The sequence below is a fragment of the Streptomyces sp. NPDC040718 genome (assembly GCF_055593565.1).
Window position 1 is genome coordinate 36,232 of the sequence record NZ_JBVIXO010000006.1, and the last position, 16,042, is coordinate 52,273.

The window sequence follows — 16,042 nt, forward strand, 5'->3', positions numbered from 1 at the left end:
GGGTCGAAGCACGGCGGGCCCTCGCACTCCGGGGCCGGCCACTGCGGCATCAGGGCGACGGCCTCGGCCGGCAGCAGACCGGGGCCCCTCCGCCAGGTGGACGGTCACCCGCCGTCGAGGTGCTGCGCGGTCCGAGTCGGCGCGCGGCTATTCCTGGGGGTTGCGTGCCGCCGCCACGATCCGCTCCAGTGCGGAGGCGTGCCGCTGGAACGCCTGCCGCCCGTGGGAGGTGAGGCGGAGGTGGGTGTGCCGGCCCGTGCGGCTGCGTGTCTTGCGGACCTCGACGTACCCGGTGTCGGTGAGCGCGGTGACCTGCTTGGAGAGCGCCGAGTCGCTGGTGCCGACGGTGTCCCGGACGAAGCCGAAGTCCACCCAGTCGGCGGGGGCCAGCAGCGCGACGATCGAGAGCCGTGCCGGAACGTGCAGGAACTCGTCGAAGTCGGGGTCCATCAGCCCTGGCCGTTCCTGCGGATCAGGCCCTCGACGACCGGGCGGAGCGCGTACGAGGCGCCCACGGCCGTCAGCGCGGTGACAGCGGCGGCGAACGTGTGCCGTGCCGGGAGGCCGGTGAAGTACGCGGCGATCGCCACCGCCCAGAAGAACACGAGGAGCAGGACGCCGCAGACCGCGTAGAGCAAGGCCTCGGGGGCCGTGGCCTTGCGGCGGACGGGAGCCCGGCGCTGGTGGACGAACAGGCCGCCGACGATGAGGGCGTTGCCCGTCAGCACCGCGGCGGTTTTCCAGGGGCCCGTCAGGTCGAAGGACGAGCAGGCGGCGAACAGGCCCAGCGCCGAGACGAACAGGTGGGGGCGGGAGTAGGCGTGCCGCAGGTACTCGTCGAACGTCTGGTGGCGGCGGTGGTGGATGGCGTCGAGGGCGGTCTGGGCGTCGTAGGCAGTCATGTGCGGCATCCGTGATCGTGTGTTCGGCAGGTACTTTCCTGTTAGGAAAGTAGCACCTGTTTTCCTGTAGGGAAAGAAGGCTGGCCGTTGTGGTCCCCCTCTCGCCGGGCACAGCCGTGATCGCGCCATTCGCAGCGACGCGTTCAGGACCTCGTGCGGGTGCCTGAAGCGCAGCGTGCAAGGAAGGGCGGACCCCTTCCTCGCACCTCTCTGCCGGGGCAGGCGAGGATGGGCGTTCGAGCTGCGAACCCTGCGCACCCCCGCCTCACCCAAGCGCAGCAGACGCCGGTAGACGCCACCCCGGACCACTGCCCGGTCGGCATACCCGCCGACCTCCTCCCGACCGTCACCGCGGCCGCGTTCAGCTCCGCCTCCGCCCCGCCTCGCTGCCCTGGGACGGCGGCTCCCAGCCACTTGCCGAAAGCCGCTACGCCACTGGCCCGACTGGTCGAAGTTCCTGCCGACCGGAGCTGCGGCGGGGAGCGAGCCTCCGCCGGCAACACCCGAGCCCGGCCGGGAACGACCGGGTTCAGGGCTGCGAGCGGGACGGGCTTCGGGCGGGTGGCGCGCACCGCCCGCCAGTCCGCCGAGGGGCGCGCTATGGGAAGCAGGGCGACGTCCTCGGCGCAGTACAGCGGGACCTCGGTCACGCCGCCGTGGCGCTTGCAGTCGATCACCACCGACCGGGCCGGAGGCAACCACCCGGGTCGGCCGGCGATCTGATCGAAATCCGCTCGACGGACACCGAGCCGGCGGGCGGCCTGGCTCGCGCCGAGGGGGACATGCCGGTCGAGGGGGCCAGCAGGTCCCGGCGGCATGCGAGGACGGCCACCTGGTCCGGGTCGACGTCGGGAAACTCCGGGTCCCCGCCGAGGTAGACCAACAGACCCGCGCGGACGAGGTGGCCGACCACCACCGCGGTCACCCGCGGCCCGGCACCGCAACGGCTCCCCCAAGACCTCCGCGAGCCGGTACGCCGCCAGCCGGGCGCCGATCCGGCCCGCGCAGAACCGCTCCGGGGCGGCACGGTGCTCCAGCCGGGCATCGACCTGCTCCAGCGCGCCGAGGACTTCCCGCCCGCGGCACCGCTCCTGGTCATCACCGACGGATGGTGCGACACCCTGCGCATCCGCCGCGAACACGCCTACCTGATCCCCCAGGGCGCCGGCCTCCCCTTCACCCCGAAGAGCCCGGTCTTCCGCCTGACCTGACCGCCTCGTACGACGGAGGCCGCGCAAGCGGATTCACTGCCCGATCCGAAATGTATTTCCGTTCGTCCAGGAGCGATGCCACAACCTAAGATCAACTTCGCTGGCGGCTCCGGACCACCCGCTCATATCACCGTTCCGAGGGGGAGCGGCGGGGCCGCATTCGCTTCTCGTGAGGCGTACAGCCGTTGTTCCGTACTTCCATGGGGGGAAATCAAGCCATGAATCGTAGCCTTTTTCGGGCCTCCGCAGTCGGCGCTGCCGTAGTCGCCTTCTCCGGCGTCATCTCCGTTTCGCAGTCCGCCAGCGCGGCGGAGACGTGCACGACGATCGAGAACAGCCGGATCCAGTCGATGCCCGGCGGCATCCCCGAGGCGGTGATGTACGTTCCGACCTGCATCGAGGCGGTCCCGGGCGGCAAGGTCCGAGGAAAGGCCGACGTCAACTGGAGCTTCACCCACGACGGCCAGATCGACCGGAGCAAGCGCTTCAGCTCGTTCAAGGTGACCGTCCGCCTGGAGGGCCGGGTACCGGGCGGTACCGACACCGTGGTCACCAGCAGGACCTGTGACGTCACGAGCCGCATCAACTCGATCGACATCGGCAACCTGGAATGCCTGACCCCGTCGGCCGCACTCGACCCTAAGAAGCAGTGGTCCGCCGGCGCGACCGTCGTGTACGACATCACGGGCGACACCAAGGGCCCCATCACCTGGCAGCTCACGAACTCGCCCCTTATGGGTTAACCGTATTCCGGGTCCCCGCGCGACGAAAGGCGGCTCCTTACCACGGAGCGGGATCACCGGCCCGCGATTGATATCGCGGGCCATTCCTTCGGCAACCGGGAATTCGGCCATATCGGCGGGTGGAGAACGGGACGAACGCCGACGCCGTATTCGAGCGGGGGTCAGGGACCGTGGTGCGGTCGGGCCGGGAGCCCGCACCGCCTCCGGGCCGGCGGCCTCCACCACCGCCCGCGACCACAACCCAGGCCCGGCGTCCGCCGGCGGGGGGCCGCCCTGGAGGAGTTCGACTTCACCGCCTCCTCGAAGCTCCCGGCCGCCCGGATCCGCGACCTCAGAGCCCTGCGCCGGCTCCGTTCGGGCGAGTCGGTCATCCTCTTCGGGCCAGTGGGGGTCCGGAAGACACACGTGGCCCAGGCCCTCGGTCACCTCGCGGTCCGCCGGGGCGCCCACGTCCGATTCGCCAAGACCAGCCGGATCCTCGCGGACCTCGCCGGCGGCCACGCGGACCGCACCTGGGACAAGCGGATCCGTGAACTGGTACGGCCCGACGTGCTCATCCTCGACGACTTCGCCATGCGCCGGCTCGGAGCATCCCAGGCCGATGACCTCTACGAGCTGGTCAGCGAGCGGCAGGGTCGGTCCCTGATCATCACCAGCAACCGGGCGCCCGGCAACTGGTATCCCCTCTTCCCGAACCCGGTCGTCGCCGAGTCGCTGCCGGACCGGCTGATCAACACCAGCCACCAGGTCATCATGAACGGCCCCAGCTACCGCCCGAACAAGCGGCCCAGCAACCCACTGACCAGAACGGAAAGACGACCTCATAGGCAGATCTGCCCACCGCATCGCTGGGGTCGGTGCCTGCCCTGCTGAAGGCCAGGCACCGATCCCTCACGGCACCGCGCTGCCGGTTCCGCTAGTCGATATTGATGTTGAAGGTGGACGTGCTGCCATCCGCAGCGGTCAATGTGACCGGCCCGAACGTGATGATCGCGACGGAGTTGCCGCCCGGGCCCCTGTAGAAGCCGGTTGCCCTGGTGATCCGGACGGCCAGAGCCGCGAGGGTTGCCGCCGTCTGCTCGTCGGCGTCGATCTTCGGTTGGGCCAGAGCGTGATGGCCATGTGCTTCTGCCCAGTCCCGAACGCTTCGGGCGTCGCGGTTCATCTCCGGGAGGATGCTCTCGTTCGCCCAGGCCCACAGCCACGAGCCCGACGAAGGGCTGAAGCTCGCCAGGATCTGCGCGGGCGCCGTCGCGGTCTTCTCGGGGAAGGTCCACGTGATGAGGCCCGTCCTCTGATCCAGGCCCCAGCGGTCCGCCGAGCCCAGCCCCCAGGACACGTGCGCCCGAGCCAGCTGGTCGATCGCGTCTTCGCCCTGCAGCAGCAGCGCGCTCAGGTCAGCCGGATCCACTCCCTGAGCAGGGCTCTCCGACTTCCTGGCCCGCTTGAACAATCCCATGCCGCGAAGTCTGCCAGAGGCCGCAGACCACCCGACGACCCCCTCGTGCCCAGGCCCCACGCCAGCCGACCAGGTGGGGAATTACGTGAACTTACCCCTGGGGAATAGCGCGAACGTTCACAACAAGCCGCCTACGCGTACGCGAGGGCCGGATTCGCTCCTGCGGGGAAGCGCCGACGATGTCCTGGGCGCGATCTGCCGGAATCCTGCGCCAGGCATGCGAACAGGGCCGTCACCCCCTTGGCCGACGGCCCCATCTCGATGAGTGCCTGTTCCCAACTCCGACCCGGCGGATTCCCCCACCTACCAGAACTGCTCACCCGGTGACGCGGGCGGCCGGCCCACATCAGCGCCGCCATGACGTCCGCCGCCTCACCGGGGAAGATCAGCAGCCCACCACCCAGCACGCCAGTGACGCTCAGGTACCTGAAGGCGGCCCAGAAGTGGGCGGCGCCCCACTCACAACAACCCCATCCCCCCAGGACCACGAGCACGGCCAACACCTGCACGGCCAGAACCGACACCCCACCCTTCGCTCGACCCCGGCCAACCGTCATCCTCGCGGTCCCACCTCGGCACGCCGAGAACGGGACCACCGTGCGGCCTGCACTCAGCCCGCCGCCGTTGCCGGGCCCTTCCCGAGCCGGGGTACACGGGACGTCACGGTTCCCCAGGCCGCAGTGAACCGCACCCCCTCGAAAGGGTGGCCGGGGCCGGCCGCGGCGAGGAGCTCGCCGACCTGCCGGGAGGCGTCCGGGCGCAGGGGTACGGTCCGGCCGACCGCGCGCAGCCGGTGCTGCTGGTCGTAGCGGCCGAGGACGAGGAGCCCGGGGCGGGTCAGGGTGCACGCGAACGCCGCGTTTTGGCAGGACACCATCCGCGAGAACCGGCTCCGGTCGAGCAGGCTGGACCCTTACAAGCCCTACCTGGAGCGACGCTCCGCCGAGGGATGTACCAGCGTCACCCGCCTCCACAGCGAGCTCGTTGCCAACAACGCGCCCGTCAGCTACCAGATGGTCCGCAGCCGTGGTCCTGCTCCAGTAGCAGCTTGTAGTGTGGGGAAACTGTCATGAGGGGTGATCGATATAAGCAGGCGACGGTACGTGGCCAGGGGGGTACCCGGCGGGTATCGCATTTGGGACAACAAGGGGCAGCGGTGGTGGGGTGACCACTACGAGCTCTGCCCTGACGCCCTCCTGACGGAGTTGAACGGCGCTGCCGAACCCGCGAAGCTCACCGCTCTCCTCAAGCGGTACCGGGCACTGAAGCGCTGACGGATCGAGCGACCGGAGTGGCGGCGGCGTCCAGCTCAGCACTTCGCCCCTTGGACGGCCGACCCGCTCCCCTGATGTCCAGGAGGCACCTCCTCGAACATCGAGGTGACGCTCCGCGACGGCTCCCCAAGATCTGTGCCAGAACCCCGTTCTCGTGGACAAAGCCAACCTGCGTCACGTCGGCCACCAGCAGCCCGGCCGCCCCGCCTACTTCTCGCAGGCACAGCCGGCCCCTGCGCCTGCGGTCAGGACCGCATGGTGGGCCACTCCCCCGTGCCACGCGGCGGTACCCCGCAGAGCGGACGGCCAGGTGCGTCACCCCCGACCACGCGTACCCGGCCCAGCACCGCCAGCGGAGCCGCTCCGGGTGCGGTCAGCCGGCCCGGCGACGCCCCAGACTCCCCCGCCGTCAGGGCGGCGAGCGCATCGGCGCCCTCGTCAGTGGACCAACCGGACCGCTCATCCTCCCCTTCCGCGTCGTCGGCCAGGACCAGGTGCGGACCATCGAGCCGCAACCAGGCCGTGCGGCGCCCGGCGCCGACCACGGTCTGCGAGGCCGGACGACATGCCCGAGGGCACCTCGATCTTGTCGTGGGCGAGCAGCCACGCCACGACAGCCGCCCGATCGGGGCCTGCCCGGCCCGGGTGAGCCGTTGGCTCGTCCTTGCCACTGCGATACCCGCGCCGGCATGGTCGGCTCCTCACAGCGAATAGTTCCTGCGCCTGCATTTGTCAATCGCGCTTGCGTTTGCGGTACGCGTGGGGCAGGGTCGCCCTCATGACGACTTCCGGCCCCGTACCCCGCGTCGGCCTGACTGCGGCGGAAACCCGCGAGCTCGACCGGCTCACCCAGCATGTGGAAGCGTGCGCGGCCGCCCTGGAGCAGGCCCGGGCCGCGCTCGGCGAGGCGGCCGGGCGGATCGCCGCCGGCCACGGGCGCGGCGGGCCGGCCGCGGTCGCCGCCCGCGTGGGATGGTCACGCCAGCACGTCTCCACCCTGACCGCCGCCCACCGCCGGCAGCAGCCCGAACGGGAGGCGGCATGAGCACCGCCCCCGAACCCTCCCACGAGCCCGGCCTGCCCCAGCCGGCCGCCCGCGCCGAAGAACTGCGCGCAGCGCTCTCCCGTATCGCACCCGACGCGGTCGCGACCTTCGACACGGAGCGGGCCGAGGCCGTCGCCCGCGCCCGCCAGGACGTCAGCTCCGCGCCCATGCGCAGGTTCCTACGCCAGTGGGCCCTGCACGTCGCCATCGAACGCCACCCCCAGCAAGCCGCCCGACTGCGCCTCCTTGAGGCACGGGCCGCCGAGGTCACCGACCTGGAAGAGGCACGGGCGATCGCCGCAGAGATCGGACAGATCATCGACAAGGCCGCCGCCGAGGCCGGACTGCCCCACGGCGGGGAGTCTTGAGCAGCTGGCGGTGGGAATACGACCCTGACGCCGAGCACGTCGTCAAAGGACTCCCCAGCCACGTCGTGGCCGAGGTGGAACGGCTGTCCGACGAGCTCGTCGCCCTCGCCAACGTCGGTGTCGACGTCACCGACATCGGCGAAGGCTCCCGCCGGGGCGTGCCGGGCGGACTCCGCCGCATCCCGCTCCTGGCCGACGGCTGGTTCTACGCCCTGCCCCTGCCCCGCCTGACGCTGATCGCCATCGTCCGCATCATCCCCCCGTACGCCGACTCGTAGGAAACCCGGCGACGACGCAGCCGGCGGCTTGTGCTGCCGCGGCGTCAGCCGGCTGGGGACCACCCCGGGACGGTCGACAGGACCTTCTCCGCGACGCGCAGCAGCGCCGCATCGTCCAGAAGGCCGCCGTCGATCCGCCAGACGCTCAGTTCGAACGAATCGCCCTGATCCTGACCGTCCTTGGCCACCGACAGGACCCGCGCCGGAACGCCCGGCCCGCTGGAGGAGTCGCTTCCGTCGAGCTGGAACCGGATCTGCAGGGTCTGGTCCGAGTAGAGGGCCGCCGGGCGGCCCAGTACCGTGCGTCCCGGCACGGTGTCTCCCATCAGCCGAGCGGTACGGCCCACCGGGAGGCCGCCGTAGCTGGCGTCCAGCGTCACCGTGTACCCCTCGAACTCCACCTTGGCGGTCGGCGTGACGATCGCCTCGCCCGTGCCGCCAGGCCGGAACGACCTGCTGCCTCCGTTCACCGTCCGCGCCTCCCGGCCCGGTATGCCCAGCAGGGCGTCGAGTCCGGGCTGGTACAGGGCCTCACACAGTTCCCGGCCGGACGCGCGCCCGGGCGTCTTCGCGGTGTCCGCGTCTGCACACGTGGGCGGCTTCCGACGGTCATAGTTCCCTTCGCCCTCCCCCCACCACCACAGGCCCAGTGCGAGCACCGGCACCAGCACCAGGGCCGCGGCCGCCTGCCCCCACGCACGGCCGCCCTTGTTCGCGGCGTCGGCATCCTCGCCCATGTCCCCCCTGTCGTTCCCGCGCCCCACAACGTGCCGGGATCCTAACCCGTCAAGATCGACACGTCGGGCGCGGGCCGCCGGACCCGGATCCCGATGCCGTCGATGATCCCGGGTGATCTGGGACGAACAGACGCAGTAGGTGATGGGAGCCGTCCATCCGGTCCCATGTGAAGTCGGACAGCCGCCATTCGGGCTTGACGAAGGCGCCGAAGTGGCCAAGACGCACCCCGTAGAGCTTCCGCTCACCGAGCGGAGCGTACGCGTCGAGTGGAAATACAGGACTCTGCCCGTCCGGGCCCAGTCTCAGGAACTCGAAGGGAGGTGTGTGTTCGCTGAGTTCATCCGGGGAGGCGAATGCCTGCGCGATCACTTCGGTCTCGAGGCATGCGCGCAGGGTCGCCGCGAAGGTCGGTGCTGGGGGTTGGCTCGCACCATACGTACGCACTCGCTCAACTGCCCCAGCGCCCTGGTCAGTCCCGCGTAGACACGCGCGCGGGCCTCGGCAGCCTCCGGAGTGGGTGCGCAAGGCGGCGGAGCCGCCTCCGGGCCCTTCCCCCCGCATCCGGTCGTTGATGCCTCCAACGAGCGTCCAGATCAGCCGCTGGGCAGCCCCTGCACCCCAGGCCCGGGTGAGGCGGTCCGGTGGCTCCGGTGTCAGAGTCGCGCTGGTCCTGGGCACCCAACTCAGTTTGCGCGCATCGAGGATGGCCCCCACATCGTCGTGCGCGATGCCGACCAGGGTTCGTACCCCGAGGCCTTCGTCACGAAGCTGGCGCACCTTCCACACCACCGCACGCACACGACTGCGGCGGTACTCCGGAAAGAGCAAGTCAGAACGTCGCGCGAGGCGGCAGCCCTGCCGGGCGCGAACAACGCGAGCGCCCCTCCACCAGGCGGAGGGGCGCTCGGGTCCACATCGTCACGGTCTGCGGTGCCGGCGTGAACTCCACCCGCGTGTCCCAGCGGCCGGCCGCGATGTCCGGCAGCCGGTCCTGCTCCGCCTCGTCGACGGCGAGGCCCCAGCGGAGCGGCTTCGAAGGCCCGGGCACGCGTGGAGACCGCGGCGCGGAATGCCGAGAAGCTCACCAGCGCCGAGGGGTGAAGCGCAGCCGGTGTCCGAAGGCGGTTGCGCATGACCCACCCGCCACCGAACTGATCAACGCCCTGAGGCCGACGACCGTGTATGTCGGCCTCGGGTGCGGGACTCCGCCTCGCTCGCACCCCGTCCCGGTCAGGTCGTGTCCGACGGCGCCGGACGCGCTCAGCCGAAGCGCTTGATCTTGGGGGACTTCGCGGTGGTGTCGACGTAGTACTTGCGGACCAGCGGGCCGAAGCCGGCCTCCTCGTCGCCGAGGACCATCGACTTGACGACCCCGAGGCTCCTCGCCGCGGTGAACTCCTCCGGCTTCGTCTCGGGCTCCCCCGCGACCAGCGCCTTCCACGCCGCCCGGGACTCCGTCGCGGCGCTGACGTCCGGGTCGAGGCCCAGGTGGTAGACGCGCTCGTCGGCGTCCTTCCCGACGGCCAGAAAGACGATCACGTGGAATCCGCTGGTGAACTTGCTCTTGGCCCCGCCCACTTTTTCGGCCGGACCGTTGACGTACACGGCACGCTCGGCCTTCAGGGCCGCGTCGATGCCGGTCCACGCGGCGGCCGAGGCACTGAGCACCGACCCGAGGTCGGCGGGCGTGAAGAGCCCGTCCTTCCCTGGGCTCAGCAGAGCGCCGAGCTCCTTGGCGCGCCCCTGGCAGTTGCTGTCCATCATCTTCCCGAACGCGGAATCGACCAGCATCTGCAGCCAGCACGCGAGGCGCTTGAGGCCGGTGCTGCCCTCCGTCGCATCCACCGCTTTCGCGATCCGGTCCCTGATGTCCTTGAGCGCCGGCGTGGGCTTGTCGCCGACCTGAAGGTACGCCTGCTCGATCATGAAGCATCCCCCCGAGTCCTGGCTCCCCTTGGGCCCCACCATGACGCACGGACCGTACTCACGAAGGAGCGGAGCGTGAAGACCCCGGGAGGACGCCACTGCACCTCCGGGTAAGGGGCAGGTCCCACCGCTGCCCCCACGGTCGGCTCGGGGCCGCCCCTCCCCGTCGCTCTCCCGCTGCACCGGCCGGTGGAGCGGGGGAGCGTACCGTCGCCGGGGGTGGCGCTTACAGCGCCGGGGCGGGGGCCGTCAAGGGCCGGAACAGCCGCCGGTGGATCGCGCGCGAGATCAGCCAGGGGTCGACGGCCGGCCTGGAGCGGGCCCCGGTCACTCCCCACCGCGCGCGGCGATCAGCGGCCCGAGCAGCAACGTGCCCGGCCCCGCCCGGCCATCGGGGCCGGGCAGCTGGGTCGTGTCGGTCACCAAGAGGGGCTCCCGGCAGACGTCGCAGGCCACGACCGGCGTGGCCAGGTGTCCGCAGGCGTCGTGGCGGATCCGGGCCGGGGGCCCCGCCGGCTCCGCGTACCACTTGTCGCCCCATGCCATCAACGCCAGCAGGACGGGGTAGAGTTCCCGGCCCTTCTCCGTGGCCACGTACTCCTCGCGCGGCGGGGAGGCCTGGTAGCGCTCGCGCGTGACGACACCCTCCTCGACCAGTCGGGCCAGGCGCGCGGCGAGGGTCTTGCGGGACAGGCCCAGGTCCTCCGCCAGCTCGTCGAACCGGCGGATGCCGACGAGCACATCGCGCATGATCAAGGCCGTCCACGCGTCGCCGAACAGATCGGTCGCGCGGGCGATCGAGCACGCAACGCCGGAGAGCGGGGTACGGGTCACGGGCCGATCGTAGCGCCGCCGGGTTCCCTGAGGAAACCTGAGAATGTTAGGTTTACTCAGGGAACCCCACCGCGACTTGTTGAGGGAGCCCGCCATGGCCACCACCCCGCACATCGCACTCGACACGGCCGGACCCTCGGCCGTGGACGGCCGTCACATCCGGGCCGTGACCTTCCAGTCCGCCCGCCTCGAGTACCTGCGGCGCGTGCTCCTGCCGACGGGTGCCGCTGCGGCCGGGAGCCGGGTGCTCGTCGTCGGAAGCGGACGCGGCGTGCTGGCCCGGGGCCTGGCCCGGCTCGGCTTCGAGGTCACCGCCGTCGACCCGTCCCGCGCCGCCACGGCCCTCGCCCGGGAAGCGGACCACGGCCTCGGCATCACCTACCTGACGACACCCGCGGAGGAACTCGGCCTACCGGGCGGCTCCTTCGACCTCCTGTACTGCGCCGACACCCTCGAAATCACCGAACGGCCGGACGCGGTCCTCGCGAAGGCGGCCCGGGTGCTGCGCCCCGGCGGGGTCTTCGCCTACGACACGGTGAACCGCACCCCCGTGTCCCGCCTCGTCTACCTGGGCGCCTTCCAGGCGGTGCCGGCCACACGGATCATGCCCCGCGGCCGCTACGCCGGACACCGGCTGCGCCGCCCCGCGGAGCTCGCCGAGGCGCTCGAGCGGGTGGGGCTGGCCCCGCAGGACGTCACGGCGTTCAAGCCGCGCGACGTGCGGAGCCTCGTGCGGGCGGCGCGCGGGCGCCGACGCGGCACGTTGACCGATGAACAGCTGCCGGAGCTGGTCGAGATGGCGCTCGACCCCGGAGGCAGCCCGCTGGTGACGTACCTGGGGCACGCGATCCGCCAGGCATGAGCCCCCCGGCCCGGGAGCCGTGCGGCCCTGTCCGGCTTCCTGGGGACCGGCAGACGAACGGCCCGCGCAACCTGGGCCAGGCGCCCCGGCCGGACACCGGACGCAATGCAGGCCGCGGGCAGCCGGACGACCCCGATCCGCGGCTTCGGGCCTCGTCAGCTCGCGTCGGCGTCCGCGTCAGTGGACCAGCCGGACAGCTCGTCCTCCCCCTCCGCGACTGCCGGCTCAAGGGCGACGGCGTCCGACACGCCATGCTCGGCATCGCCCGACCGCACAACCTCGCCCTCACGGGACGGCTTCTGCCGCAAACGAGACCTGAGAAGTCCCCGGGAGACGGCTCCCCCCTCGCAGTCTCGGAGGAGAATCAGGCGAGGCAGAACTCGTTGCCCTCGATGTCCTGCATCGTGATGCACGACTCGTTGACGCCATCGGCACGCTGCGTCAGCACGTGTTTCGCGCCGAGCGCCGTCAGCCGTGCGCATTCGGCCTCGAGTGTGGCCAGGCGCTCGTCGCCCACGAGGCCGGTGCCGACCCGCACATCGAGATGCACCCGGTTCTTGACGACCTTGCCTTCGGGAACTCGCTGGAAGAGCACGCGCGGGCCCACGCCCGAGGGATCAGTGCACGCGAAGTAGATCTCATCCTCAGGCGGCAGCGAGTGGTGGTACTCCTCCCACGTGGTGAAGCCCTCCGGGACTGCCGGTAGGACGTATCCCAGCACCTCGGACCAGAAGGCGGCGAGGCGCGCAGGTTCCGCGCAGTCGAAGGTCACTTGGAACTGCTTGATCATTGACATCGGCGCACGATAACAGGGGCCCTGCTCGTCTCCCCGGGCGGGTGGATCCACACGTTGCCGGGAGGACGGCCCCTGCCATCCGCTGCTGTGTCGTGTGTCACGGGGGTGAACCGAGGTTGGAGCCTCTCCCAAAGGGTGGGACACAGGATCCGATCTCAGCCGATCGCTCTCGTGCCGAAGATCAGTTACGGGACAGCCCCTCAGCTTGTTCTTTATCTTCGAGACTGTCCTGTGTCATCGACAGCTGGGCGGCGTGCCATCGGATCCTGAGCACGCGCGCTCCTTCGCGCCGCGCTACACGTGCCGGACGACCTGATAGATCGTCTGAGAAACGGGCGCCGGGTGCGGGGCCTTGTTCCAGCCGAGCTCCTCGGCGCGCTTCTCGATTGCCTTGTGTGCGGCGTGAGCTGCGGCTTCGTCCTCGAAGAAAGCGACAGACAGTCCGTTGCCGGTAGCAGGATCGACAAGGTGATACGCGCCATGGACGCCGGGCACGGCCGCTGCAGCATCCAGCACCCAGTCGCGGTCGTCAGTCGGCATTGGTTCCCACACGGCCACCCTCGCGATCATCGCTGCCTCCATCTCGCTGGTCTGAGCCTCCAGAATGAAGCAACCTTCGTGAGGACGCTCAATCGCTGTCGCAGGACAGAGACGTGTGGAGTTCGGCGAGGGTCTCGGCGCGCTTGACGGTTTTGCCTACGTCGTAGCGGGGTGCCCGGTGCTTGTTCTTGGTGCCGGGCGGCCGTCCGGGGCCTGTTCCGGTGGGTTTGGGAACACGGGTCGGGCAGACGAGGTGAGCCCGGATGTTCCTGAACCCCCGGCGAACCCGGGCTGGGGTGAGCCGGCCGGAGGTGGTGGACTTCTCCCATGGTCGACGGAGGTCCTCGGCGAGCGGACGGGCGAGCCGGAGCTGGGTGTGGGCGATGATCAGAATCCAGGTCCAGCGGTCCGCCGCCGCGGGGGTGCGGATCTTCGGCGTGGTCCAGCCGAGGGTCTGTTTCACGAAGCGGAAGGTGTGCTCCAGATCGAAGCGGCGTAGAAATGCTTGCCAGCATCGGTCCACATCGTCCGGGGCGGCACCAGTCTTCGAGGACCACAGCCACACCGGTGGGGCGTCTCGTTCCTTCGATAGGTGCTCGACGCTTGGCCGGATCAGCGTGCCTCGATCAAGGGGAGGCTGTCGTCGAGCACCTGTCCGGTCGGGCACCCGGCCTGCTGCGTGTCCTGCGGGAAGCCGATCCTGATCACGTCCTGCTCGACGGGACGCTCGCCGAGTGCGACCGCGTCGGCGAGAGCCGGGCCGACTTCTCCCAGAAGCACCGCCGTCACGGCGTGAACGTGCAGGTCGTGGCCGATCCCACCGGCAAGCTGTTGTGGATCTCACCCGCGCTGCCCGGCCGCACCCATGACCTGACCGCGGCCCGCGCACACCGCATCAGCCGGATCTGCGAACGCCAGGGCGTTCCCGTCCTAGCCGACCGCGCCCACATCGGCGCCGGCCCCTGGGTGACCACACCGATCAGACGGCTTCCGAACCGGGACCTCACCACAACCCAGCGGACGATTAGCCGAGCCCTGTCAGCAGCACGAGCACCGGTCGAACGAAGCATCGCGCGACTCAAGTCCTGGCAGATCCTCCGCCGGGCCCGCTGTAGCCCCAACCGCATGACCGTCATCGCCGCAGCCATCCTCACCCTGGAACGTCAACGCTGATGAATCTCAGTGCCATACCAGGGTGAGGACGGATTGGCAATGGCTGTCATCCAGTTGGGAACCGTCTCAGGACCAGACAAGTCGACCTTCGGTGAACCGACAGACCGGGGAGCTTCCATCGGCGATCCTCGTCAGCGTCTCCGCCACGGAGCCGAAATACCGGGCCATCGATTCGTACTCGCCCGTGACCGTGGGGTCACCCACGAACCAGCTGCCGACGCGCCCGTCCCGCACATCGATAAACTTTCCCATCCAGCCGTCCTGGTCCGACAGGAACGGGATCCACTCGTTACGCCAGAACGGGTAGTCCGGCTGGTCCGGAGGGTCGAATCCGCAGGACGTGGAGCGGTTCGCGTAGAGCCTCTCCATGGCCCGGATGCCCAGAAAGAAGCTTCCCTCGTCTGGGAACCCGTCGAAGCCGCAGCACATCACGTCGTCGTCGAAATCTTCCTCCGGCAGATCCAGATTGTTCTGCAACAGCCACGTCCGCAGGTCCCCATGAAGGGAGATCCCCATCCGTTCCTCGGCTGCTGCGAGCATCTGCTCCGTAGCGGGCCCCGGCAGATCCGCGTGATCGGCCGGCGCGTGCTCCCGAAGAAGACTCATCACAAGCGACCAACTCTCAGCCACACTCATCGCCCTCTGTCCTCTGTCCTCTCTACAGGGATGTCTCCGTCCGACTACGCCACTGCGGAGGTTGGGAAGTACCGGCGGGAGAACCTTGCAGGGATGGTACTTCGAGCATGCGTTCCATCCCTCCCCACGATCATCTTCCGCCCCCAAGCGCAGGGCCGGCCCCTCAACGAAGTGACCGCCCGCGACTTTTCACAGACAACCCACCGTGCCCGGCGGGCCCAGCCTCGGAGCTTCCAGGACTCAAGCGAGGGCCACGGTGTCACCCTGGAGTGGCGAAGCTGAAAACGCTCAGTGACGAAGGAATTGGTGAAGTCGTCCAGGACCTCGAACCACAAGGTCTGGCCGTCGAGCGCGAGCATGGCACGCAGCCGGCTCAGGTAGATCTTCCCGTCCAGGCCGGACCGCAGCCGGGCGGCGGCCATGGCGCGAAGGTCGGCCAAGGTCGCCGCGCAGCGGGCGACTTATCGTCGGCGCCGTGAGGTTGAAGGAGGCCACCCGCTATGGCTCCGGCCAGATCGAGCGCCCAGTCCCCGGCGTCCTCGGTCTTCGCGATGTCCGCGAGCTGCGGCAGTGCGGCGATACTCGCCGGGGTGATCGTCCCCTGGTGGCACAAGCGCCCCCAAAGCCGGTCAATGGCCTCCTGGTCACGACCGATGGCTCGATCCAGCAGCCCGGGTATCGCGTGTGCCGGGCCGTAGGCGTCGTGGAGTGTGGACCAGTCGATCACCCTGTGATTCAAGCATGCTGTGGAGTGACCTCTGGGGACTGTGAGTCATGCCGCGGGATCACGTACGCCACCGCCAGTGCTGGGGCCTGCGGTGCCGGGAACGCGGTGTGCTCATCGAACAGACGGCGGTTCTTTGAGGCAGTGGTGGAGCTGGCCTAGCATCCGGTTGAACAGATTGCGCTGGCCAGCGGCGTGCCAGTCTCCGTGGTCGTCACGTCGCCGCCGGTAGTGGGCTTTGGCACCGGGCGAGGCAGTGATCGCTGAGAATGCCCAGAGGTAGCCAGCGTGGTTGAGCCGGTCGTTCTCCGGGTGACGGGTGAGGCGCCCGCGTAGGCCTTCAGTTGGCGGGTGTCCGCGAAGCGGGCGCGGTCGTCTCCGATTTCGGCCAGCACCCGGGCGGCAAGCTGGATACCGAGGCCGGGGAAGCTGAGGACAATTTCGGAGTCCGGATGCTGCGGGAACGCCTCCTCGACAGCCTGGGCGAGGTCGGCGGTGGCGGTGCAGGCTCGCCGTCGCGGTCAGGGCTGGAT

At 69.9% G+C, this 16,042-nt stretch carries 19 protein-coding genes and 6 pseudogenes; 11 read left to right on the forward strand and 14 right to left on the reverse strand.

Going from position 1 to position 16,042, the window contains the following annotated elements; genetic code table 11:
- Positions 1 to 147: 147 nt before the first annotated feature.
- On the reverse strand, positions 148 to 450 hold the full coding sequence (locus ACZ597_RS16995) for a transcriptional regulator (protein ID WP_471330224.1): 303 nt from the start codon (positions 448 to 450) through the stop codon (positions 148 to 150).
- Entirely contained in the window at positions 450 to 902 is a 453-nt protein-coding gene (locus tag ACZ597_RS17000) for a hypothetical protein (RefSeq protein ID WP_471330226.1), read from the reverse strand. Before ACZ597_RS17000 ends, ACZ597_RS16995 begins: the two co-directional genes overlap by 1 nt.
- A 1,016-nt stretch (positions 903 to 1,918) precedes the next feature.
- On the opposite strand from ACZ597_RS17000, the pseudogene ACZ597_RS17005 reads away from it, so the two are divergent.
- The 3 genes and pseudogenes from ACZ597_RS17005 to ACZ597_RS17015 all read left to right on the forward strand — a co-directional run.
- A pseudogene (locus ACZ597_RS17005) lies at positions 1,919 to 2,113 on the forward strand (DUF2201 family putative metallopeptidase); the annotation flags it as partial.
- 218 nt (positions 2,114 to 2,331) lie between these two features.
- Positions 2,332 to 2,856 carry a hypothetical protein gene (locus tag ACZ597_RS17010; RefSeq protein WP_471330228.1) on the forward strand — a complete coding sequence of 175 codons (525 nt, stop codon included), beginning with the start codon at positions 2,332 to 2,334 and terminating at the stop codon, positions 2,854 to 2,856.
- A gap of 273 nt (positions 2,857 to 3,129) precedes the next feature.
- Positions 3,130 to 3,729 (forward strand): annotated as a pseudogene (locus ACZ597_RS17015) (ATP-binding protein); the annotation flags it as partial.
- Between the two features lie 43 nt (positions 3,730 to 3,772).
- Here the strand turns inward: ACZ597_RS17015 and ACZ597_RS17020 are convergent.
- Both ACZ597_RS17020 and ACZ597_RS17025 read right to left on the reverse strand, forming a co-directional pair.
- Positions 3,773 to 4,315, reverse strand: coding sequence for a DUF6882 domain-containing protein (locus tag ACZ597_RS17020; protein WP_471330230.1), 543 nt, complete (start codon positions 4,313 to 4,315; stop codon positions 3,773 to 3,775).
- 610 nt (positions 4,316 to 4,925) lie between these two features.
- Positions 4,926 to 5,192 carry a hypothetical protein gene (locus ACZ597_RS17025; RefSeq protein ID WP_471330232.1) on the reverse strand — a complete coding sequence of 89 codons (267 nt, stop codon included), beginning with the start codon at positions 5,190 to 5,192 and terminating at the stop codon, positions 4,926 to 4,928.
- A gap of 208 nt (positions 5,193 to 5,400) precedes the next feature.
- On the opposite strand from ACZ597_RS17025, the gene ACZ597_RS17030 reads away from it, so the two are divergent.
- The 4 genes from ACZ597_RS17030 (at position 5,401) to ACZ597_RS17045 (ending at position 7,280) form a co-directional block, all read left to right on the forward strand.
- On the forward strand, positions 5,401 to 5,589 hold the full coding sequence (locus ACZ597_RS17030; RefSeq protein ID WP_471331299.1) for a hypothetical protein: 189 nt from the start codon (positions 5,401 to 5,403) through the stop codon (positions 5,587 to 5,589).
- Between the two features lie 778 nt (positions 5,590 to 6,367).
- Positions 6,368 to 6,634 carry a hypothetical protein gene (locus ACZ597_RS17035; RefSeq protein ID WP_471330234.1) on the forward strand — a complete coding sequence of 89 codons (267 nt, stop codon included), beginning with the start codon at positions 6,368 to 6,370 and terminating at the stop codon, positions 6,632 to 6,634.
- Complete coding sequence (locus tag ACZ597_RS17040) at positions 6,631 to 7,002, forward strand: hypothetical protein (protein WP_471330237.1); 372 nt, start codon at positions 6,631 to 6,633, stop codon at positions 7,000 to 7,002. The genes ACZ597_RS17035 and ACZ597_RS17040 overlap by 4 nt, the downstream gene beginning before the upstream one ends.
- A complete protein-coding gene (locus ACZ597_RS17045; RefSeq protein WP_471330239.1) occupies positions 6,999 to 7,280 on the forward strand; it encodes a hypothetical protein in 282 nt (93 codons plus the stop codon). Before ACZ597_RS17040 ends, ACZ597_RS17045 begins: the two co-directional genes overlap by 4 nt.
- A 44-nt stretch (positions 7,281 to 7,324) precedes the next feature.
- On the opposite strand, the gene ACZ597_RS17050 is transcribed toward ACZ597_RS17045, so the two are convergent.
- The 5 genes from ACZ597_RS17050 to ACZ597_RS17070 all read right to left on the reverse strand — a co-directional run bounded on the left by ACZ597_RS17050 (position 7,325) and on the right by ACZ597_RS17070 (position 10,778).
- Entirely contained in the window at positions 7,325 to 8,017 is a 693-nt protein-coding gene (locus ACZ597_RS17050; protein WP_471330242.1) for a DUF6215 domain-containing protein, read from the reverse strand.
- Positions 8,018 to 8,066: 49 nt separating this feature from the next.
- A complete protein-coding gene (locus tag ACZ597_RS17055) occupies positions 8,067 to 8,579 on the reverse strand; it encodes a DUF3376 domain-containing protein (protein ID WP_471331302.1) in 513 nt (170 codons plus the stop codon).
- Positions 8,580 to 8,847: 268 nt separating this feature from the next.
- Positions 8,848 to 9,066 (reverse strand): hypothetical protein, encoded by a 219-nt coding sequence (locus ACZ597_RS17060; RefSeq protein ID WP_471330244.1) that lies wholly within the window; start codon positions 9,064 to 9,066, stop codon positions 8,848 to 8,850.
- A gap of 212 nt (positions 9,067 to 9,278) precedes the next feature.
- A complete protein-coding gene (locus tag ACZ597_RS17065; RefSeq protein WP_471330247.1) occupies positions 9,279 to 9,944 on the reverse strand; it encodes a hypothetical protein in 666 nt (221 codons plus the stop codon).
- 327 nt (positions 9,945 to 10,271) lie between these two features.
- Positions 10,272 to 10,778 carry a winged helix-turn-helix transcriptional regulator gene (locus ACZ597_RS17070; RefSeq protein WP_471330250.1) on the reverse strand — a complete coding sequence of 169 codons (507 nt, stop codon included), beginning with the start codon at positions 10,776 to 10,778 and terminating at the stop codon, positions 10,272 to 10,274.
- Positions 10,779 to 10,872: 94 nt separating this feature from the next.
- On the opposite strand from ACZ597_RS17070, the gene ACZ597_RS17075 reads away from it, so the two are divergent.
- Both ACZ597_RS17075 and ACZ597_RS17080 read left to right on the forward strand, forming a co-directional pair.
- Complete coding sequence (locus tag ACZ597_RS17075; protein WP_471330253.1) at positions 10,873 to 11,640, forward strand: class I SAM-dependent methyltransferase; 768 nt, start codon at positions 10,873 to 10,875, stop codon at positions 11,638 to 11,640.
- A 209-nt stretch (positions 11,641 to 11,849) separates the two neighbouring features.
- Positions 11,850 to 11,933, forward strand: a pseudogene (locus tag ACZ597_RS17080) (IS5/IS1182 family transposase); the annotation flags it as partial.
- A gap of 71 nt (positions 11,934 to 12,004) precedes the next feature.
- Here the strand turns inward: ACZ597_RS17080 and ACZ597_RS17085 are convergent.
- From ACZ597_RS17085 to ACZ597_RS17095, 3 genes and pseudogenes are all read right to left on the reverse strand, one after another.
- Positions 12,005 to 12,436 (reverse strand): VOC family protein, encoded by a 432-nt coding sequence (locus tag ACZ597_RS17085; RefSeq protein WP_471330255.1) that lies wholly within the window; start codon positions 12,434 to 12,436, stop codon positions 12,005 to 12,007.
- A 294-nt stretch (positions 12,437 to 12,730) separates the two neighbouring features.
- Positions 12,731 to 13,006, reverse strand: coding sequence for a hypothetical protein (locus ACZ597_RS17090; RefSeq protein ID WP_471330258.1), 276 nt, complete (start codon positions 13,004 to 13,006; stop codon positions 12,731 to 12,733).
- Positions 13,007 to 13,064: 58 nt separating this feature from the next.
- Positions 13,065 to 13,610, reverse strand: a pseudogene (locus ACZ597_RS17095) (NF041680 family putative transposase); the annotation flags it as partial.
- 17 nt (positions 13,611 to 13,627) lie between these two features.
- On the opposite strand from ACZ597_RS17095, the pseudogene ACZ597_RS17100 reads away from it, so the two are divergent.
- Positions 13,628 to 14,149: pseudogene (locus ACZ597_RS17100) on the forward strand (transposase family protein); the annotation flags it as partial.
- Between the two features lie 66 nt (positions 14,150 to 14,215).
- Here the strand turns inward: ACZ597_RS17100 and ACZ597_RS17105 are convergent.
- Entirely contained in the window at positions 14,216 to 14,785 is a 570-nt protein-coding gene (locus ACZ597_RS17105) for an SMI1/KNR4 family protein (protein ID WP_471330261.1), read from the reverse strand.
- 269 nt (positions 14,786 to 15,054) lie between these two features.
- Between ACZ597_RS17105 and ACZ597_RS17110 the strand changes: the two genes are divergently transcribed.
- The gene (locus tag ACZ597_RS17110) at positions 15,055 to 15,264 is read left to right on the forward strand and encodes a hypothetical protein (protein WP_471330264.1); all 210 of its coding nucleotides are present in this window, start codon (positions 15,055 to 15,057) and stop codon (positions 15,262 to 15,264) included.
- Positions 15,265 to 15,520: 256 nt separating this feature from the next.
- Here ACZ597_RS17110 and ACZ597_RS17115 read toward each other — a convergent pair.
- Positions 15,521 to 16,015: pseudogene (locus tag ACZ597_RS17115) on the reverse strand (transposase); the annotation flags it as partial.
- Between the last annotated feature and the right edge of the window lie 27 nt (positions 16,016 to 16,042).

Bases quoted from the DNA above. Each gene is read 5' to 3' on its own strand.
- ACZ597_RS17105 (WP_471330261.1), bottom strand. From the start codon at position 14,785: ATGAGTGTGGCTGAGAGTTGGTCGCTTGTGATGAGTCTTCTTCGGGAG.
- ACZ597_RS17075 (WP_471330253.1), top strand. From the start codon at position 10,873: ATGGCCACCACCCCGCACATCGCACTCGACACGGCCGGACCCTCGGCC.
- ACZ597_RS17050 (WP_471330242.1), bottom strand. From the start codon at position 8,017: ATGGGCGAGGATGCCGACGCCGCGAACAAGGGCGGCCGTGCGTGGGGG.
- ACZ597_RS17085 (WP_471330255.1), bottom strand. From the start codon at position 12,436: ATGTCAATGATCAAGCAGTTCCAAGTGACCTTCGACTGCGCGGAACCT.
- ACZ597_RS16995 (WP_471330224.1), bottom strand. From the start codon at position 450: ATGGACCCCGACTTCGACGAGTTCCTGCACGTTCCGGCACGGCTCTCG.
- ACZ597_RS17055 (WP_471331302.1), bottom strand. From the start codon at position 8,579: ATGCGGGGGGAAGGGCCCGGAGGCGGCTCCGCCGCCTTGCGCACCCAC.
- ACZ597_RS17010 (WP_471330228.1), top strand. From the start codon at position 2,332: ATGAATCGTAGCCTTTTTCGGGCCTCCGCAGTCGGCGCTGCCGTAGTC.
- ACZ597_RS17020 (WP_471330230.1), bottom strand. From the start codon at position 4,315: ATGGGATTGTTCAAGCGGGCCAGGAAGTCGGAGAGCCCTGCTCAGGGA.
- ACZ597_RS17065 (WP_471330247.1), bottom strand. From the start codon at position 9,944: ATGATCGAGCAGGCGTACCTTCAGGTCGGCGACAAGCCCACGCCGGCG.
- ACZ597_RS17040 (WP_471330237.1), top strand. From the start codon at position 6,631: ATGAGCACCGCCCCCGAACCCTCCCACGAGCCCGGCCTGCCCCAGCCG.
- ACZ597_RS17035 (WP_471330234.1), top strand. From the start codon at position 6,368: ATGACGACTTCCGGCCCCGTACCCCGCGTCGGCCTGACTGCGGCGGAA.
- ACZ597_RS17090 (WP_471330258.1), bottom strand. From the start codon at position 13,006: ATGATCGCGAGGGTGGCCGTGTGGGAACCAATGCCGACTGACGACCGC.
- ACZ597_RS17000 (WP_471330226.1), bottom strand. From the start codon at position 902: ATGACTGCCTACGACGCCCAGACCGCCCTCGACGCCATCCACCACCGC.
- ACZ597_RS17025 (WP_471330232.1), bottom strand. From the start codon at position 5,192: ATGGTGTCCTGCCAAAACGCGGCGTTCGCGTGCACCCTGACCCGCCCC.